A 15,914-nucleotide genomic window follows, 5' to 3' on the forward strand; every position below is an offset into this window, starting at 1 on the left:
CCGACCACCACCCGCGCTTCGAGGACCCGGCCTCGATCCGGCGCACCCTCGTCGAGGCCGCCCGCGCCGCACGTCCGGACGCCGAGATCCACGAGGTCGCCGACCCCCGGCGCTCCGCTGACCCGCCGCGAGGCCCGCGAGCGCGAGGGCCGCATCCGGCCCGCCGCACCCGCCGCCGCTCCCGCGCAGCCCTCGGCTCCCGCCCCGGTGCACCCCGCCCCGGAGGGATCGTTCTCGTCCCGCCGCGACCGCCGCGAAGCGGAGGGGCACCGGCTCCGCACCGCGCCCGCCCGCCGCGGGGCCTCCTTCTTCCGCCCGTCCCCGCGCACGCTGGCGCTCGCCGTCTCCGGCGGGCTCGTCGTCGTGGCCGTCGCGTCGAGCCTGAGCCTCACCGTCGGCACCGGCTCCTCGGCCGAGTCGGCCACCGCGACGCCCTCCGCTGCTCCGACCTCGACCAGCGTCGCCGTGCTCCCCGCGACCACCGCCTCCGCCCGGGTCGTCCTCAGCTCCGTCTCCACCACCTCCGGCACCGTCGCCGGCGGCACGAGCGTGACGCTCGAGGGATCGAACCTGGACTCGGTCGCCACCGTGCGCTTCGGCGAGGCCGAGGGCAGCGTCGCGGTCGACAACCCCGACCAGATCACGGTCACCGCCCCTCCGGCCGACGGAGAGGCAGCGGGCGAGGTCCCGGTCGCCTTCTTCGACGCCGACGGTCAGGCCATCACGTTCGACGCGGTCACCGACTCCGCCGCGGCGGTCACCGTCGACGGGACCCCGGCCGACGCGGTGCAGCCGGCCGTCGACACGTCGGGCGCCGCGGAGGGCACGACGGCCGAGGCCTCGACCGACCTCGCCGCCCCGACCGCGACCGCCACTCCCAGCCCCGCCGCGACCGGCGTGCTCGCCAGCACGAAGGTCGTCGCCTCGGCGATCACCTTCGCCTACACGCCCGACCCGGCGATCGAGGCCGCGAAGGCCCAGGCCGCGCTGGACGCGAGCCGCCTGGCCTCGCAGCTCGACTACCTCTCCACCTACTGGAACGACTACAACTCGGCCCAGTACGGCGTGATCTCGGGCAACGACTGCGTCAACTTCACCTCGCAGTCGCTGATCGCCCGCGGCTGGGAGATGGACGGCGAATGGAGCTACTCCTCCTCCGGCGGGTACAGCTCCGCCTGGGCGTCGTCGACAGCGTTCAACGCCTACCTCGCCGCGCACCCCGAGCGCGCGACCGCGATCCCCGACTCCGAGCGGAGCCGGGTGAAGCCGGGCGACATCGTCCAGTTCGACTGGGACGGCTCGGGCGACTGGGACCACACGGGCGTCGTGACCAGCGTCGACGGCGACAGGATCCTCTACTCCTCGCACACCGCCGACAACCACGACCAGAGCATCGACGCGGCCTCCGCCGGCCGGATCATGTTCTGGGGCGTCTGACGCTCGACGCACCCGCTCCACGCACGACGACGGGGCCGCCACCGCTGATGCGGTGACGGCCCCGTCGAGGTTCCGGTCAGATCACTTCTTGAAGACGTCCTTGACGTCCTCGCCGACCTTCTTGGTGTGGGCCTTGGTCTGGTCGGCCTGGCCCTCGGCCTCGAGGCGCTCGTTGTCCGTCAGCTTGCCGACGGCCTCCTTGGCCTTGCCGACCAGGTTCTCGGCTGCGTTGCGGATCTTGTCGTCTGCACCCATGAGGGGCTCCTTCTGTTCGGTGTGACCATCCGCCGGCGGGTGCCGGGGAAGCTGCGGGACCGGGGTCAGGCGACCCGGTCCTCCTTGGAGAAGCCGGCCCGGGCGCTCGAGGCGACCTCGAGCAGGACCGGCAGGCGGGCGCCGAGCAGGGCGTCGAGCGCGTCGACCTCCTGGTGCACGGCGTCGACCACGGTGCGGGGCGAGACGCCGCCACGGGGGAGGACGCGCACCTTCAGCGCGGTCTCGGAGCCGTGGCGGTAGGCCGCGACCGTGACGTCGAGGAGCTCCGTCCGCCCGGCGAGAGCCGTCTCGAGGACGTCCTCCGCGAAGCCGGTCGCGATCTCGATCCCTCCGGCGGGCGTGCCCTCGGCCTCGTCGCGGAGGACGGTGCCGGTGCGGCCGTGACCGTGGGCGAAGGCCATCACCAGCGCGAGGACGATGCCGAGGAGGCAGATCCCGACGACGGCGTAGAGCGGCCACAGGACGGCGGCATCGCTCCAAGCGGTGCCCTCCTCGGGGGAGAGGCGCGAGACCAGGGCCGCGCCCTCGCCGTCGGCGAAGGAGAGGACGGAGTCGCGGACCGGCTGCGAGACGGCGATCAGGACGGCTCCGGCGCTGACCAGCGCGAGCACGAGGCCCACGACGAGCAGGACGAGCCGGTTGACGAAGCGGTTGCTCGTGGTCATCAGATCCTCCCGGAGGTCGAGACGCGGACGGTGGAGCGCGGGGCGGGCTTCGCGCCGATGCGGGCGAGCTCCTCGTCGACGGCGCTCTGCACGGCGTCGCGGTCGACCGCGATGCCGGAGGCGGGGGTCACCTCGACCAGTGCGGTGCGCCGGCCGAGCGAGGCGCGGGTGTCCTCACGGCGGGAGTGGGCGGCCGTGCGGGCTGCCCGAGCCAGGGAGGAGGCGATCACGCCGTCGTCCACGACCACGGCGAGGCGGTCGTCGTCCACGGTGTGGCGGGCCCGGGCCCCGGGCGCCAGTGCGAGCACCAGCAGGACCAGGGCGAGGACGCCCGTGCCGACGGCCACGCCGATGAGGGCGGGGTTCGCCAGCGACGCGACCTCGACGATCGCGCCCAGCAGGGCGGACGGTGCGGCGAGCAGGGGCGCGGCGCCGAGGATCGCGAGCACCGCCTCCGTGCCGACGTAGGCCGCGACCAGGGCGATGAGCACCAGGACGACGATCTGCGCGGCGGAGCGGGACTTGTGGGTCTCGCGACGGAGGTAGCGGCTGTAGCGGGTGTCGGGCGCCGACGGTGCGGGGCTCATGCGACTCTCCTCGTGCTTCGGGTGCGGGTGCCCGTGACCCGGATGTCGATCCGGCTGACGGTGCGCCCGGTCAGCGCCTCCATGCGGGAGGCGATGCGGGTGCGATCGCCGTGCAGGCGCTCGAGCAGGGAGCCGCCGGCCGGGGCGGTGCCCGGCTCGACGACGACCGGCGCGGTCACCGCGAGGGCGAGGCCGCCCCGGTCATCGGAGAGGCGGACGCGGATCGCGGAGACCTCCACGCCCAGCTCCTCGTGGACGATCGCCACGGCGGCGCGCTCGATGGAGCGGACGGTGATGGTGACGGTGCCCGCCACCGGCGATGCGGGACGCGTGTCGAGAGCGGTCACGGTGGGCTCCTAGCGGGAGGTGGTGCGGCCGCGGAACACGTCCACGAGGCTGCGCACGTCGAGGGTGCCGTCGGCGATGCGGGCGATCACGACGCCGAGGGCCATGAAGAGGGCGGTGAGGACGAAGCCCCAGAATCCGAACATCAGGGCCGCGAAGGCGAGGATCGCGCCGACCACGACACCGAGGACGGTGCTGCGGCCGCCGGGGGCGGTGGGCGCGGGGCGCTGGAAGTCGCTCATCGGACGCGGCTCTCGGTGGCCTCGTCGTCCTTGTCGTCGCCGGGGATGTGCACGTCGACGACGGCGACGTTGATCTCGGAGACGGCCATGCCGACCAGCTCGGTGATGGCCTCGGAGACGGCGGCGCGGACGGAGTCGGCGACCTTCTGCATCGGCACGGGGTACTCGACGACGATGGTGACGTCGGCCGCGACCTGGGTCTCGCCGACCTCGACGCTCACGCCCTGGGCGTGGTCGGCGCCGCCGACGGCCTGGCGGATCGCGCCGAAGGCACGGGCGGCGTTGTTGCCGAGGGCGAAGACGCCGGGCACCTGGCGGGCCGCGATGCCGGCGACCTTGGCCACGACGCTGTCGTCGATGACCGTGGTGCCCTGGGCGGTGCCGGAGGTCCGGGAGCCGCCGAGGCTCGTCACCGTGTCGACGGAGCTCTTGTCGACGCGGGTGGTGGAGGGGGTGCGCGTGGTGTCGCTCATGAGGTCTCCTGGACGTCTCATCGGCTGCCGTTGCTGAGCAGACCGGGGTCGAAGGCCCGGCGGGAATCCGGTCGGGCTGTGCTTTCATGAGTGAGACGGAGCCCGGACGGCGTTCGTCACGGTGCTCGGTGGACTTTTTCCTGAGCGTCACCTGAGAGGCGGCCCGAGGCCGCGTGAGCGGAGAGGGAGGAGGCGCCGTGCCCGGACTGGAAGCGGCGAGCGACGCGCTGCTCGCCGAGCGCTCCGCCGAGGGCGACGTGCGCGCCTTCGAGGTGCTCGTCAAGCGGCACCAGTCGATCCTCCGCGCCTACGCCTGGCGCCTCACCGGCTCGCAGGCCGACGCCTCCGACGCCGTGCAGAACGCGCTGATCACGGTCTGGGCGCAGCTCCCGCAGCTCAAGGAGCCGGCGAGCGTGCGCAGCTGGATGATGCGGATCGTCAGCCGCTCCAGCGTCGACCTGCTGCGCCAGCGCCGCCCGACCGACGACGTCGACGCCGTGGAGCATCCCCCGGCCCGAGAGCCCGGCCCGTTCGAGGCCGCCGAGCAGAGCGACGCTATGCGGGCTCTCGCGCACGCCCTGTCCGAGCTGCCGGAGTCGCAGCGGCAGTGCTGGGTGCTGCGCGAGGTCGGCGGGGAGTCGTACAACGAGATCGCCGATCACCTCGGTCTCACGGTGACCGCCGTGCGGGGCAAGCTCGCCCGCGCGCGCGAGTCGCTGGTCGTGGCGATGGAGGACTGGCGATGAGGGAGCAGACGCGATGAACGCGGACCAGGGTCCCGGCGACGGGCCCGAGCGCGCGGGGGAGCACGACGTCGTGCTGCCGCCCGCGCTCGAGCAGGAGGCGGACGCGACGGAGCAGGAGGGCGACGGCATCGGCATCGACGAGCTGAGCGACTACCTCGACCGCGGGCGCACTCCGTACGACCCCGCCATCGAGGAGTCGCCGGAGCACCGGCGCACTCTGCGCGCCCTCGAGCGCGTGCGCGCCCTCTCCGGCGCGCTCATCGACGACGACGCCGCACGCCTGCCCGCGCCGGAGGAGAGCTGGTTCGGCTCGATCCTCACCCAGGTGCGCCGCGAGTCGCGGGCCGGACGCGACATCCCGCTGGCGAGCGTCCAGCCCGACGTGGCGCTCACGATCACCGAGGGAGCGGTCCGCGGACTCGTGCGCGAGGCGGGCGACAGCGTCGCCGGCGTGCTGGTCGGCCGCTGCCGCCTGGTCGGCGACATCGCCGAGCCGGGCGCGGAGGTCGTGGTGGAGCTGACGATCTCGGTCTTCTGGGGGGTGCCGATCGCCGAGGCGGCCCAGCAGGTGCGCGAGCGCGTGCACTCGCGGCTGCTGACCCAGACCGAGCTGCGGGTGTCGAGGATCGACGTCCGCGTGGAGGACGTCTACGTCCCCGGGACGGAGGAGTCGTGAGCGGCCTCGAGGCGGCGGCCCCGGTCGATCCGGTGTCCGCGCTCGCCGCGGAGCTGCGCGCCCTGGACGGCGTCGCGACCCTGATGCCGGCCAGGCCCGAGGTGCGCGACGTGCTCGCGCATGCGGCGACGGCGCTGAGCGCGACCGGGATCGTGGTCGAGCCGCTGGGCACCGCGAGCGGCGGCACGTTCGCCGATCCGGTCCTGGTCCGCGTCGCGGGGGACGAGGTGTCCGTGGCCGTCGACCTCTGCGTGACCGCGGAGGCGTCCGCGCCGGACGTGGCGCGCGCGATCGGAGCCGCGGTGCGCGAGTGGTGCGTCCGGGTGCATCCGGAGCTGCGGCCGCGGGTGACAGTCCGGGTCGCCGCGATCGACTAGCCGGATCGGGGAGCGGGCGCGGCTGTCCGCCGGGCGGGACGTCCCGCCGCGAGGAGCGGAGCCGGGCCGGGCGGTCCCTGCTTCCCTCCTCCGGAGTGCACCCTGCCGACCGGATCGACGGTGCTGCGGTCCGCCCGGGGTCGGTGTCCGCGCCGTCTCCCCCTGAGGAGCTTCCCCCTCAGGCGCGCTCGGCGAGGAACGCGTCCGTCTCGGCCGCCGTCGGCGCGGACACCGCCGCTCCGGCGCGTGTGACCGAGATCGCCGCGGCCGCGCTCGCCCAGCGGGTGAGGGCGACCAGCTGCTCCGGATCGTCGAGCCGTGCTCCCGTGGCGGCGAGCCGGGCCGAGAAGGCGCCGCAGAAGGTGTCGCCGGCGCCGGTGGTGTCCACGGCCTCCACTCGGAAGGCCGGGGTGCGCACCGGCCCGCGGTCGCGGACCGCCACGACGACGCCGTCGGAGCCGAGGGTGACCAGCACGAGCGGCACCAGCGCGGTGAGGGCGGCGGCGAGCGCGTCGTCGTCGGCGGCGGTGATGCCGCGATCGGCGGCGAGCTCGCGGGCCTCGTGCTCGTTGACGATCAGCACGTCGAGCACCGCCAGGAGCTCCTCCGGCAGCGGTCCGATCGGGGCAGCGTTCAGGATCGACACCGTGCCGCCGGCGCGCGCGGCGCGGGCCGCCTCCGTCACCGTCGCTGTCGGGATCTCGAGCTGGAGGAGCAGGGTGTCGGCCGCCGCCACAAGGGCCGACTCCTCGGCGGTCAACCCGACCAGGGCGGCGTTCGCTCCGGAGTCGACGACGATCGCGTTCTCCCCGCGCTCGTCCACGGTGATCTGCGCGGTGCCGGTGCGGACGTCGCCGCGGCGGGCGCGCAGCTCCAGCGGCTCCTCGCCGAGGACCGCGACGAGCCGGTCTCCCGCCGAGTCGCGTCCGAGGCTCGTGACGAAGACGGTGCCGGGCTCGGTCCGTGCGGCCGCGACGGCCTGGTTGAGGCCCTTGCCGCCCGGGAAGGTGCTCGCGTCGAGGGCGAGCACCGTCTCTCCGGGAGCGGGGATGCGGGCGACCCGGTGGACGTGGTCGAGGTTGGCGCTTCCGAGCACGAGGAGGGGCATGCCCTCGACGTTAGAGCACGCGCAAGGGGGTCCGCCGCGGGCTCGGCCGCACCTACGGTGGGGGCATGGAAACTCGAATCCTCGGACGCACCGGCGCCCCCGTCTCCGTCGTCGGCCTCGGAACCTGGCAGCTCGGTGCCGACTGGGGGGACGTCGCCGAGACCGACGCCCTCGCCGTGCTCGACGCCGCGGTGGAGTCGGGGGTGACCCTCTTCGACACCGCCGACGTCTACGGCGACGGCCGCAGCGAGCGGACGATCGGCGCCTACCGCGCGGCGCACCCCGACGCGCAGGTCTTCGTCGCCACCAAGATGGGCCGTCGCGCGGAGCAGATCCCCGCCAACTACGTGCTCGACAACTTCCGCGCCTGGACCGACCGCTCGCGCGCCAACCTCGGCGTCGACACCCTCGATCTGGTGCAGCTGCACTGTCCGCCCACCTCCGTCTACTCCGACGACGCCGTCTACGACGCCCTCGACACCCTCGTCGCCGAGGGCGCGATCGCCGCCTACGGCGTCTCGGTAGAGCGCACGGAGGAGGCGCTGACCGCCATCGCCCGCCCGAACGTCGCGAGCGTCCAGATCATCCTGAACGCGTTCCGCCTCAAGCCGCTCGACGAGGTGCTGCCCGCCGCCCGCGAGGCCGGCGTCGGCATCCTCGCGCGCGTCCCGCTCGCCTCGGGCCTGCTCAGCGGCCGCTACACGACCGAGACCGTGTTCGCGCCGGAGGACCACCGCAGCTACAACCGCGACGGCTCCGCCTTCGACGTCGGCGAGACCTTCTCGGGCGTCGACTTCGCGACCGGCGTGGAGGCCGCGCAGGAGTTCTCCCGCCTCGCCGACGACCACGGCCTCGCCCCCGCGGCGGCCGCGCTCGCCTGGATCATCCAGCAGGAGGGCGTCACCTCGGTGATCCCCGGCGCCCGCTCACCCGAGCAGGCCCGCGCCAACGCGGCCGCCGCCTCCGCCGCGCCCCTCGGCCCCGCCTTCATGGAGGCCGTGAACGCCCTCTACGACACCCACTTCCGCCCCACCGTCCACCCGCGCTGGTAGCCGGCCCCCGCCTCGCCGCCGCTGAGTCGCCCGAAGGCTCGTTCTCCTGGTCGGGAACGAGCCTTCTCGGGCGACTGAGCGCAGCGCCTAGGAGTTCAGCGCCGCGTCCACGATCGTGCGCGCCTCGGCCTGGACCTCGTGCAGGTGGTCGAGGCCGCGGAAGCTCTCGGCGTAGATCTTGTAGACGTCCTCGGTGCCGGAGGGGCGCGCGGCGAACCAGGCGTCCTCGGTGACGACCTTGACGCCTCCGACGGCCGCGCCGTTGCCGGGCGCCTTCGAGAGTTTCGCGGTGATCTCGGACCCGGCGAGGGTCGTCGCCGCGATCGCGTCGCCGTCCAGCTTGCCGAGGGCCGCCTTCTGCGCCTTCGTCGCCACCGCGTCCACGCGCTCGTAGACCGGGTCGCCGAAGCGCTCGGTCAGCTCGCGGTAGAGCGCCGACGGGCTCTTCCCGGTGACCGCCACGATCTCGGAGGCGAGCAGCGCGAGGAGGATGCCGTCCTTGTCGGTGGTCCAGACGGTGCCGTCGAAGCGGAGGAACGAGGCGCCCGCGGACTCCTCGCCCCCGAAGCCGACCGAGCCGTCGACCAGCCCGGGGACGAACCACTTGAAGCCCACCGGGACCTCCCAGAGGCGCCGGCCCAGCGACTCCGCGACCCGGTCGATGATCGAGGAGGAGACCAGCGTCTTGCCGATCGCCGCGTCCTCGCGCCAGCCGGTGCGGTGGCGGTAGAGGTAGTCGATCGCGACGGCCAGGTAGTGGTTGGGGTTCATCAGCCCGCCGTCGGGGGTGACGATGCCGTGCCGGTCCGCGTCGGCGTCGTTGCCGGTGAGGATGTCGAAGTCGCCGGCGCGCGCGACCACCGAGGCCATCGCGCTGGGGGAGGACGGGTCCATCCGGATCTTGCCGTCCCAGTCGAGGGTCATGAAGCCCCAGGCCGGGTCGACCTCCCCGTTCACCACGGTCAGGTCGAGGCCGTGCATCTCGGCGATCAGCTGCCAGTAGTGCACGGAGGCGCCGCCGAGGGGGTCGGCCCCGATCCGCACGCCGGCCTTCCGGATCGCGTCGAGGTCGATGATGTTCGCCAGGTCCGCGACGTAGTGCGTGCGGTAGTCGTAGGTCTCGACCGCGGAGGGCTCGGCCGAGGTCACGCCGCGGTTGCCGTCGGCGATGAGCTCGTTGGCCCGGTCGGCGATCCAGGTCGTCGCGTCGGAGTCGGCGGGGCCGCCGTGCGGCGGGTTGTACTTGAAGCCGCCGTCGCGGGGCGGGTTGTGCGAGGGGGTGACCACGATGCCGTCGGCCCGGTCGGTGTGCGCGGGGTCGTTGTTGTAGCGGAGGATCGCGTGGCTGAGCGCCGGGGTCGGCACGAAGTCGTCGAACTCGTCCACGAGCACGCGGACCTGGTTGCCCACCAGGACCTCGAGGGCGGTGGTGAGGGCCGGGCGGGAGAGCCCGTGCGTGTCGGCGCCGATGAACAGCGGGCCGGTGATGCCCTGCTCGGTCCGGTACTCGACGATCGCCTGGGTGACGGCGGCGATGTGGTCCTCGTTGAAGGCCGTGTCGAACGAGGATCCGCGGTGGCCCGAGGTGCCGAACACCACCTTCTGAGCCGGGTCGGAGACGTCCGGCTTCTTCTCGTAGTACGCCCTCACGAGGGCCTCGACGTCGATGAGATCGGAGGCCTGTGCCGGCTTCCCTGCGCGATCGGTCATGCGGTCCATAGTGGCAGTCCAGCCCCCTCCAGGGGTACCGCGGCTGGCTAGGCTTGCGCCATGCCCGACAGCGCCCCCGAGACCCGTGCCTACAGCTATCTCGGGCCCAGCGGCACGTTCACGGAGGCGGCCCTCGCGCAGGTCCCGGAGGCGCGCGGACAGCTGTGGCGCAGCGTCGCGAACGTGGGGGAGGCGCTGAGCGATCTGGTCACCGGCCGCAGCGACGGCGCGGTGATCGCGATCGAGAACTCGGTCGAGGGCGGAGTGACGGCCGCGCAGGACGCGCTGGCGCGGATCCCGGGGCTGCGCATCGTCGGCGAGTACCTGGTGCCGGTGTCGTTCATCCTGGTCGGCCGCCCGGGGACGAGCCTCGAGGAGGTGCGCACCGTCGCCGCGCACCCCGTCGCCTACGGGCAGTGCCGGGTGTGGCTCGACCGTGAGATCCCCAGCCACGAGCACCTGCCGGCCTCCAGCAACGTCCAGGCCACCGTCGACCTGCTGGGCGGATCTCCCGCGGACGCGGCCATCGCCCCTCCCGGGATCATCGCCCACCACGACGTCGCGGTGCTGGCGGAGCGGATCGGCGACAACCCGAACGCCGTCACGCGCTTCGTGCACGTCTCGCGCTCGCACGCGCTGCCCGAGCCGACCGGCGCCGACAAGACCAGCGTGATCGCCGAGCTCCCGGCCGACCAGCCGGGCGCCCTGCTCGACATGCTCGAGCAGTTCGCGACCCGCGGGGTGAACCTGAGCATGATCCAGTCGCGGCCGATCGGCGACGCCCTCGGCCGGTACCGGTTCGTCATCGACCTCGACGGGCACGTCCAGGACGAGCGGGTCGCCGACGCGCTGATGGGGCTGCGGCGCTTCAGCCCGAAGGTGATCTTCCTCGGCTCGTATCCGCGCGCTGACCGCCGCCCGGTCACCTCCGTGCGACGCTACGACGACGAGGTGTTCCTCGAGGCCCGCGACTGGCTGCGCGGGATCCTCTCCCACGAGCCGGAGGTCGACGATGACCGGGGACGACGATGACGGGTCGCGACGATGACTGACGACGACGAACGGGTCGACCCGCGCTACGACCCGGCCTTCCAGCGCGGGTTCTCGGGACCGGTGGAGCGTCTGAGAGGCGACGAGCGGGCGTTCGCGAGGCCCGGCTCGGGTGCCGCCCCCGGCGCTCCCGCCGCCACGTCCGGAGCCGCCGCTCGTCCCGCGCTCCCGGAGTCGCGCGTGGTCCGCCCCGGCTCCTCGTCCGTGCCCGGACCGCGCCGCATCATGGCCCTGCCCGACATCGCCGGAGCCGCCGAGGGCCGGCGGTCGCACCGCCTCGGCGCCGAGACCGCGCCCGCACCCCTGCCGGAGCCGGCCGCCGACCCCGCTCCCGCTGCTCCCGCCGAGCCCGTGCGCGAGGCGCCCCTGCTGCGGAACCCGTGGCTCCTCGTGCTCCTGCTCGCCGGCCTCGCGGGGACCCTGATCGGCCTCGCGCTCCTCTACGCCGGCTACTCCTCGCCGCCTCCGCCCTACTACGGCGACTCCGACGTGCCCTCGCCCGCGTGGATCCAGCGGCAGCTCCTCTACTACTCCTGCATCCCCCTGCTGGGCTGCCTGCCGGCGTCGCTGCTGCTGGCGGTCGGAGTGGCCGCGCTGCGGTGGCGCGGCGTCGCCGTGCGGCCCCGCGCCGAGGAGCCGCGCGAGTCCGCGCAGCTCCTCGAGGCCGAGGCTCAGACTCCGGACGCGCCGAAGAGCAGGCCGAGGAGGTAGGTCACCAGGGCCGCGCCGTAGCCGATCCCGAGCTGGCGCAGCGCCCGGGCCAGCGGCGGGGCGCCCGAGAGCAGCCCGACGACCGCGCCGGTGGCGAGCAGGGCGATGCCCACGAGCACGCATGCGACGACCACCGCGGCGAGCCCCGTCAGGCCGAGCAGGTAGGGCAGCACCGGGATGATCGCGCCCGAGGCGAAGAAGCAGAAGCTCGACAGCGCCGCGCCCATGCCCGTGCCGATCGACTCGTGCTCGTCGACGTCGGGGTCTCCTGCGGGACCGCCCAGCGTGATGGGGGAGGTGACGGCGCCGCCGCGCAGGCCCGTGAAGACGGAGGCGGCACGCGCGTCGGCCTGCTCCTGGGTCATCCCGCGAGCGCGGTAGACCAGGGCGAGCTCGTTCGCGTCGACGTCCAGATCGGGGACGATGCGGTTCGCGTCGAGGTCCGGGCTGGAGGCCGAGAGCAGCTCGCGCTGCGAGCGCACCGAGACGAACTCGCCCGCGCCCATCGAGAGGGCGCCGGCGAGCAGGCCCGCGATGCCCGTGAACAGGACGACGCCCGTCCCGACTCCGCTCGCCCCCACTCCGAGCACGAGGGCGAGGTTCGAGACCAGGCCGTCGTTCGCTCCGAAGACCGCCGCGCGGAACGTCCCGGAGAGGCGGTTCCGGCCGCGCTCGGCGAGCCCGCGGACGACCTCGCCGTGGATCCGCTCGTCGGCGGCCATGGCTTCGGTGGCATCGTCGTCGTCGGCGTAGGGGGAGCGGGCCTCGGCGCGCTGGATCAGGGCGAGGACGAACACGGAGCCGAAGCGGCGGGTGAGGAAGCCGAGGAAGCGCGTGCGGAGGTCCGGGCGGGGCGCGGGCTCCGCCGCGGAGCCGAGCAGCTCCCGCCAGTGCTCCTCGTGGCGGCCCTCGGCCACGGCGAGCGCGAGCAGGATCTCCCGCTCCTCGCCGGAGCGGCGGCCGGCCAGGTCGCGGTACACGGAGGCCTCGGCGAGCTCGTCGGCGAGGTAGCGGCGCCAGCGGCGCACCTGTGCGGGACTGGGGGTGGGGGCGGTGGTCGCCATGCGATCTCCTGGCTCAGGTCCGCCGACCCGCGCGAGAGGACCGGTCAGGACGTGCGTCGACTGACCGAAGGTCTCGTTCGCCCCGGCCGGAGCCGGGGTGGAGCGCCGGGCCCGGATCGTCCCGGACCAGCATGTCGACGCGCCTCGTCGTCCGCTCGGCGGACGGTGGGAACTACTCCCCTTCGCGGGGACCACCGTAGCCGAGATCGGAGGAGAACGCCCGGCCGATCCGCGGGCCGTCGGGCGGACGTCCGCCCGGCCCGGGCCGGAGCGTCGTCGCGGACGCTCGCCCCGGGTCAGAGCGAGGCGGTCGCCCGGGCGGCGCGGCGGGCCTGGCGCTCGTGCTCGGCGTCCAGGAGCGTGCGCGTGGCGGGGACCGCCAGGAACTCGACCAGGGTGTCCGTCTCCTCGACGATGCGCTCGGCGCGGTCGAGCGGGTCGGTGCGCAGGAGGCGGCGGGCGGCGGACGCGACGTGCGCCGGCTTCGCCGCCAGGGCGCGCACGCGCTCGTCGACGCGGCCGGCGAGGTCGGCGCGCGGCACGACCTCGGTCACGAGCTGCCACTCCAGCGCCTCGGCCGCGCGGACCGGGCGGCCCGACAGCACGAAGTCCAGGGCGCGGCGGCGGCCGACGACGCGGGGGAGCGCGGCGGTGACTCCGACGTCCGGGACGAGCCCGACGTCGCCGTACGCGCTGAGGAAGAGGGCGGCGGGAGTCGCGATCACGATGTCGGCGGCCAGAGCGAAGGCGATGCCGGCGCCGGCGACCATGCCGTCGATCGCGCAGACGACGACGGCGCGGCTGTCCTCGAGCAGGCGGATCACCTGGGCGGTCGTGGTCGCGACGTCGCGCAGGTAGTGGTCCGGGTTCTCGGACCCCATGATCGCCGAGATGTCGCCGCCCGTGCAGAACGCGCGGCCGGCCGCGGCGATCACGATGACGGAGCAGCCGGCGTCGGCGTCGAGGTCGGCGACGGTGCTCAGCAGCAGTCGCGCGGTGCCGAGGTCGATCGCGTTGAGGGCGTCGGGGCGGTTGAGGGTGATCCGGGCGACGGAGCCGTCGCGCTCGAGGACGACGCCGGGGGTCGCGTCGATGAGGGGGGTGGCGTGCATGGGAGAGCCTTCAGGGGAGCAGGGGTGTCGAACGCGGGGGGACGTTCTCGGGGGGACGACTCACATTCGCAGCCGTCCGCGCGATCGGATGCCTCCTCGCGGCCGATGCTCAGCCGGTCCCGGGGGTACGCGCGGGCGGCGGCCCGTCCCGGCCCTCCTCTACACTGCTGGGGTGATTGATCCCGTACTTCTGCGCGAGAACCCGGACGTCCTGAAGCGCTCGCAGGAGGCGCGCGGCGACTCCGTCGAGCTGGTCGACGAGGCGCTCGAGGCCGACCGCGTGCGCCGTGCGGCGATCACCGAGGCGGAGCGGCTCCGGGCCGAGCAGAACGCCTTCGGCAAGACCGTCGCCAAGGCTCCGAAGGACGAGAAGGCGGCCCTCGTCGCCGAGGCCCAGCGCCTCGCCGCCGCCGCCAAGCAGGCCCAGCAGGAGGCGTCCGAGGCCGACGACGCCTTCACCGTGCTGGTGAAGCGCATCGCCAACCCGATCATCGAGGGCGTCCCCGCGGGCGGCGAGGAGTCGTTCGAGCTCGTCAGGACGGTCGGCGAGCGCCCCGTCTTCGACTTCGCCCCGCGCGACCACCTCGAGCTCGGCGAGCTGCTGGACGGCATCGACATGCAGCGCGGCGCGAAGGTCAGCGGCGCGCGCTTCTACTTCCTCAAGGGCCTGGTCGCCCGCCTCGAGATCGCGCTGATGAACCTGGGCCTCGAGAAGGCGCTCGCCGCCGGCTTCACCCCGCTGATCACGCCGACCCTCGTGCGCCCCGAGATCATGGACGGCACCGGCTTCCTCGGCGAGCACGACGACGAGGTGTACCGCCTCCGCGACGACGACCTCTACCTCACCGGCACCAGCGAGGTCGCCCTCGCCGGCTACCACGCCGACGAGATCCTCGACCTCTCCGGCGGCGCGAAGCGCTACGCGGGCTGGAGCACCTGCTACCGCCGCGAGGCGGGCTCGGGCGGACGGGACACCCGCGGCATCATCCGCGTGCACCAGTTCAGCAAGCTCGAGATGTTCGTCTACACCCTCCCCGAGGACGCCGAGGCGGAGCACGCGCGCCTGCTCTCGTACCAGGAGGACGTCCTGCAGAGCCTCGGCCTGCACTACCGCGTCATCGACACGGCGGCCGGCGACCTCGGCCAGAGCGCGGCGCGCAAGTTCGACGTGGAGGCGTGGGTCCCCACGCAGGAGACCTACCGCGAGCTGACCTCGACCTCGAACTGCACCACGTTCCAGGCCCGCCGCCTCGACACCCGCTACCGCACCGAGTCGGGGAGGACGGCTCCGGTCGCAACCCTCAACGGCACGCTCGCGACCACCCGCTGGATCGTCGCCCTCCTCGAGACCCACCAGCGGGCGGACGGCTCGGTGCTCGTCCCCGAGGCGCTGCGGCCCCACCTCGGCGGCCTCGAGGTGCTCGAGCCCGTCGCATGAGCGCGGCCCGCGCCTCCGGCCGCCGCCTCGTCGCCCTCGACATCGACGGCACCGTCATGCACGAGGACGGCACCATCACCCGCGCAGTGACGGACGCGATCACCCGCGTGGCCGCCCAGGGCGACGAGGTGATGCTCGCCACCGGGCGCTCGCCCTCCTCCACCCTGCCGGTCGTCGAGCGCCTCGGGATCTCGCCCGAGTACGTGATCTGCTGCAACGGAGCGGTCACGCTCCGCCGGGACGAGTCCGGTGCCTACGTCCCCGAGACGGTCGAGACCTTCGACCCGACGGAGGTCCTGGAGACCATCCGCCGCTCCCTCCCCGACGCGCATTACGCCGTCGAGGACGCGGACGGCGCCTTCTTCTACACCGAGGCGTTCCCGGGTGGTGCCGTGATGGGTGCCGAGACGACCCACGTCCCCTTCGAGGAGCTGCTCGGTCGGCTGTGCACCCGCGTCGTCGTGATCTCGCCCGAAACCGGCATCGAGGAGTTCACCTCGCTGGTCGAGGAGATGGGCCTGCACCAGGTCAGCTACGCGATCGGCTGGACCGCCTGGCTCGACATCGCCCCGCACGGCGTCAACAAGTCCACCGCGCTCGAGGTCGTCCGCGAGGAGCTGGGCATCGAGCGGAGCGACGTGGTCGCGCTGGGCGACGGCCGCAACGACATCGAGATGCTCACCTGGGCCGCCGCCGAGGGCGCAGGGCTCGCGATGGGGCAGGCGCCCGACGAGGTGCGGGCCGTGGCCTCCGCCGTGATCCCCTCGGTCCACCAGGACGGCGTGGCGATCGCGCTCTCGGCGCTGCGCTGACCACGGTCCCGCGCGCTCGGCGGTTACTATCGG

General features: G+C 73.9%; 19 protein-coding genes. 9 read left to right on the top strand and 10 right to left on the bottom strand.

The window, feature by feature from the left end; genetic code table 11:
• The first annotated feature begins 207 nt into the window (after positions 1 to 207).
• Entirely contained in the window at positions 208 to 1,437 is a 1,230-nt protein-coding gene (locus C5D36_RS12265) for an amidase domain-containing protein (RefSeq protein WP_104251326.1), read from the top strand.
• A gap of 81 nt (positions 1,438 to 1,518) precedes the next feature.
• Here C5D36_RS12265 and C5D36_RS12270 read toward each other — a convergent pair whose 3' ends face one another.
• The 6 genes from C5D36_RS12270 to C5D36_RS12295 form a co-directional block, all read right to left on the bottom strand.
• Positions 1,519 to 1,692: a CsbD family protein gene (locus C5D36_RS12270; protein WP_104226788.1), complete on the bottom strand. Its 174-nt coding sequence runs from the start codon at positions 1,690 to 1,692 to the stop codon at positions 1,519 to 1,521.
• Positions 1,693 to 1,757: 65 nt separating this feature from the next.
• Positions 1,758 to 2,378, bottom strand: coding sequence for a hypothetical protein (locus C5D36_RS12275; protein WP_104255675.1), 621 nt, complete (start codon positions 2,376 to 2,378; stop codon positions 1,758 to 1,760).
• The gene (locus C5D36_RS12280) at positions 2,378 to 2,965 is read right to left on the bottom strand and encodes a DUF6286 domain-containing protein (RefSeq protein WP_104295946.1); all 588 of its coding nucleotides are present in this window, start codon (positions 2,963 to 2,965) and stop codon (positions 2,378 to 2,380) included. Before C5D36_RS12280 ends, C5D36_RS12275 begins: the two co-directional genes overlap by 1 nt.
• Positions 2,962 to 3,312, bottom strand: a complete 351-nt coding sequence (locus C5D36_RS12285) for a hypothetical protein (protein WP_104224953.1) — start codon at positions 3,310 to 3,312, stop codon at positions 2,962 to 2,964. The genes C5D36_RS12280 and C5D36_RS12285 overlap by 4 nt, the downstream gene beginning before the upstream one ends.
• Before the next feature lie 9 nt (positions 3,313 to 3,321).
• Complete coding sequence (locus C5D36_RS12290) at positions 3,322 to 3,552, bottom strand: DUF2273 domain-containing protein (protein ID WP_104224954.1); 231 nt, start codon at positions 3,550 to 3,552, stop codon at positions 3,322 to 3,324.
• Complete coding sequence (locus C5D36_RS12295; protein ID WP_104255677.1) at positions 3,549 to 4,025, bottom strand: Asp23/Gls24 family envelope stress response protein; 477 nt, start codon at positions 4,023 to 4,025, stop codon at positions 3,549 to 3,551. Before C5D36_RS12295 ends, C5D36_RS12290 begins: the two co-directional genes overlap by 4 nt.
• Positions 4,026 to 4,222: 197 nt before the next feature.
• On the opposite strand from C5D36_RS12295, the gene C5D36_RS12300 reads away from it, so the two are divergent.
• The 3 genes from C5D36_RS12300 to C5D36_RS12310 are packed head-to-tail and all read left to right on the top strand — an operon-like array spanning position 4,223 to position 5,824.
• Positions 4,223 to 4,771, top strand: coding sequence for an RNA polymerase sigma factor (locus C5D36_RS12300; RefSeq protein ID WP_104224956.1), 549 nt, complete (start codon positions 4,223 to 4,225; stop codon positions 4,769 to 4,771).
• Between the two features lie 13 nt (positions 4,772 to 4,784).
• Positions 4,785 to 5,447: an Asp23/Gls24 family envelope stress response protein gene (locus C5D36_RS12305; RefSeq protein WP_104233947.1), complete on the top strand. Its 663-nt coding sequence runs from the start codon at positions 4,785 to 4,787 to the stop codon at positions 5,445 to 5,447.
• Complete coding sequence (locus C5D36_RS12310) at positions 5,444 to 5,824, top strand: hypothetical protein (RefSeq protein ID WP_104224958.1); 381 nt, start codon at positions 5,444 to 5,446, stop codon at positions 5,822 to 5,824. The genes C5D36_RS12305 and C5D36_RS12310 overlap by 4 nt, the downstream gene beginning before the upstream one ends.
• Before the next feature lie 178 nt (positions 5,825 to 6,002).
• Here the strand turns inward: C5D36_RS12310 and C5D36_RS12315 are convergent, their stop codons facing one another.
• A complete protein-coding gene (locus C5D36_RS12315; RefSeq protein ID WP_104295947.1) occupies positions 6,003 to 6,932 on the bottom strand; it encodes a ribokinase in 930 nt (309 codons plus the stop codon).
• A 65-nt stretch (positions 6,933 to 6,997) separates the two neighbouring features.
• Between C5D36_RS12315 and C5D36_RS12320 the strand changes: the two genes are divergently transcribed.
• Positions 6,998 to 7,984 (top strand): aldo/keto reductase, encoded by a 987-nt coding sequence (locus C5D36_RS12320; RefSeq protein WP_104226781.1) that lies wholly within the window; start codon positions 6,998 to 7,000, stop codon positions 7,982 to 7,984.
• Positions 7,985 to 8,071: 87 nt separating this feature from the next.
• Here C5D36_RS12320 and pgm read toward each other — a convergent pair whose 3' ends face one another.
• Positions 8,072 to 9,694 carry a phosphoglucomutase (alpha-D-glucose-1,6-bisphosphate-dependent) gene (gene pgm / locus C5D36_RS12325; RefSeq protein ID WP_104226793.1) on the bottom strand — a complete coding sequence of 541 codons (1,623 nt, stop codon included), beginning with the start codon at positions 9,692 to 9,694 and terminating at the stop codon, positions 8,072 to 8,074.
• 60 nt (positions 9,695 to 9,754) lie between these two features.
• On the opposite strand from pgm, the gene pheA reads away from it, so the two are divergent.
• Together pheA and C5D36_RS12335 are read left to right on the top strand one after the other, a co-directional pair.
• Positions 9,755 to 10,726 carry a prephenate dehydratase gene (pheA, locus tag C5D36_RS12330; RefSeq protein WP_104295948.1) on the top strand — a complete coding sequence of 324 codons (972 nt, stop codon included), beginning with the start codon at positions 9,755 to 9,757 and terminating at the stop codon, positions 10,724 to 10,726.
• Positions 10,727 to 10,738: 12 nt separating this feature from the next.
• A complete protein-coding gene (locus C5D36_RS12335; protein WP_104295949.1) occupies positions 10,739 to 11,455 on the top strand; it encodes a hypothetical protein in 717 nt (238 codons plus the stop codon).
• Here the strand turns inward: C5D36_RS12335 and C5D36_RS12340 are convergent.
• On the bottom strand, positions 11,416 to 12,519 hold the full coding sequence (locus C5D36_RS12340; protein ID WP_104224963.1) for a VIT1/CCC1 family protein: 1,104 nt from the start codon (positions 12,517 to 12,519) through the stop codon (positions 11,416 to 11,418). The genes C5D36_RS12335 and C5D36_RS12340 overlap by 40 nt on opposite strands.
• A 296-nt stretch (positions 12,520 to 12,815) precedes the next feature.
• Positions 12,816 to 13,631, bottom strand: coding sequence for an enoyl-CoA hydratase/isomerase family protein (locus tag C5D36_RS12345; protein ID WP_104255682.1), 816 nt, complete (start codon positions 13,629 to 13,631; stop codon positions 12,816 to 12,818).
• 172 nt (positions 13,632 to 13,803) lie between these two features.
• Between C5D36_RS12345 and serS the strand changes: the two genes are divergently transcribed.
• Positions 13,804 to 15,069, top strand: a complete 1,266-nt coding sequence (serS, locus tag C5D36_RS12350; protein ID WP_104233941.1) for a serine--tRNA ligase — start codon at positions 13,804 to 13,806, stop codon at positions 15,067 to 15,069.
• Positions 15,066 to 15,881: an HAD family hydrolase gene (locus C5D36_RS12355; protein ID WP_104295950.1), complete on the top strand. Its 816-nt coding sequence runs from the start codon at positions 15,066 to 15,068 to the stop codon at positions 15,879 to 15,881. Before serS ends, C5D36_RS12355 begins: the two co-directional genes overlap by 4 nt.
• The last annotated feature ends 33 nt before the right edge of the window (positions 15,882 to 15,914 follow it).

Source organism: Rathayibacter sp. AY1C6, from assembly GCF_002931535.1.
Lineage (GTDB): Bacteria > Actinomycetota > Actinomycetes > Actinomycetales > Microbacteriaceae > Rathayibacter.

Bases quoted from the DNA above. Each gene is read 5' to 3' on its own strand.
- C5D36_RS12270 (WP_104226788.1), bottom strand. From the start codon at position 1,692: ATGGGTGCAGACGACAAGATCCGCAACGCAGCCGAGAACCTGGTCGGC.
- C5D36_RS12275 (WP_104255675.1), bottom strand. From the start codon at position 2,378: ATGACCACGAGCAACCGCTTCGTCAACCGGCTCGTCCTGCTCGTCGTG.
- C5D36_RS12280 (WP_104295946.1), bottom strand. From the start codon at position 2,965: ATGAGCCCCGCACCGTCGGCGCCCGACACCCGCTACAGCCGCTACCTC.
- C5D36_RS12290 (WP_104224954.1), bottom strand. From the start codon at position 3,552: ATGAGCGACTTCCAGCGCCCCGCGCCCACCGCCCCCGGCGGCCGCAGC.
- C5D36_RS12295 (WP_104255677.1), bottom strand. From the start codon at position 4,025: ATGAGCGACACCACGCGCACCCCCTCCACCACCCGCGTCGACAAGAGC.
- C5D36_RS12305 (WP_104233947.1), top strand. From the start codon at position 4,785: ATGAACGCGGACCAGGGTCCCGGCGACGGGCCCGAGCGCGCGGGGGAG.
- C5D36_RS12315 (WP_104295947.1), bottom strand. From the start codon at position 6,932: ATGCCCCTCCTCGTGCTCGGAAGCGCCAACCTCGACCACGTCCACCGG.
- C5D36_RS12320 (WP_104226781.1), top strand. From the start codon at position 6,998: ATGGAAACTCGAATCCTCGGACGCACCGGCGCCCCCGTCTCCGTCGTC.
- pgm (WP_104226793.1), bottom strand. From the start codon at position 9,694: ATGACCGATCGCGCAGGGAAGCCGGCACAGGCCTCCGATCTCATCGAC.
- pheA (WP_104295948.1), top strand. From the start codon at position 9,755: ATGCCCGACAGCGCCCCCGAGACCCGTGCCTACAGCTATCTCGGGCCC.
- C5D36_RS12335 (WP_104295949.1), top strand. From the start codon at position 10,739: ATGACTGACGACGACGAACGGGTCGACCCGCGCTACGACCCGGCCTTC.
- C5D36_RS12340 (WP_104224963.1), bottom strand. From the start codon at position 12,519: ATGGCGACCACCGCCCCCACCCCCAGTCCCGCACAGGTGCGCCGCTGG.
- C5D36_RS12345 (WP_104255682.1), bottom strand. From the start codon at position 13,631: ATGCACGCCACCCCCCTCATCGACGCGACCCCCGGCGTCGTCCTCGAG.
- C5D36_RS12355 (WP_104295950.1), top strand. From the start codon at position 15,066: ATGAGCGCGGCCCGCGCCTCCGGCCGCCGCCTCGTCGCCCTCGACATC.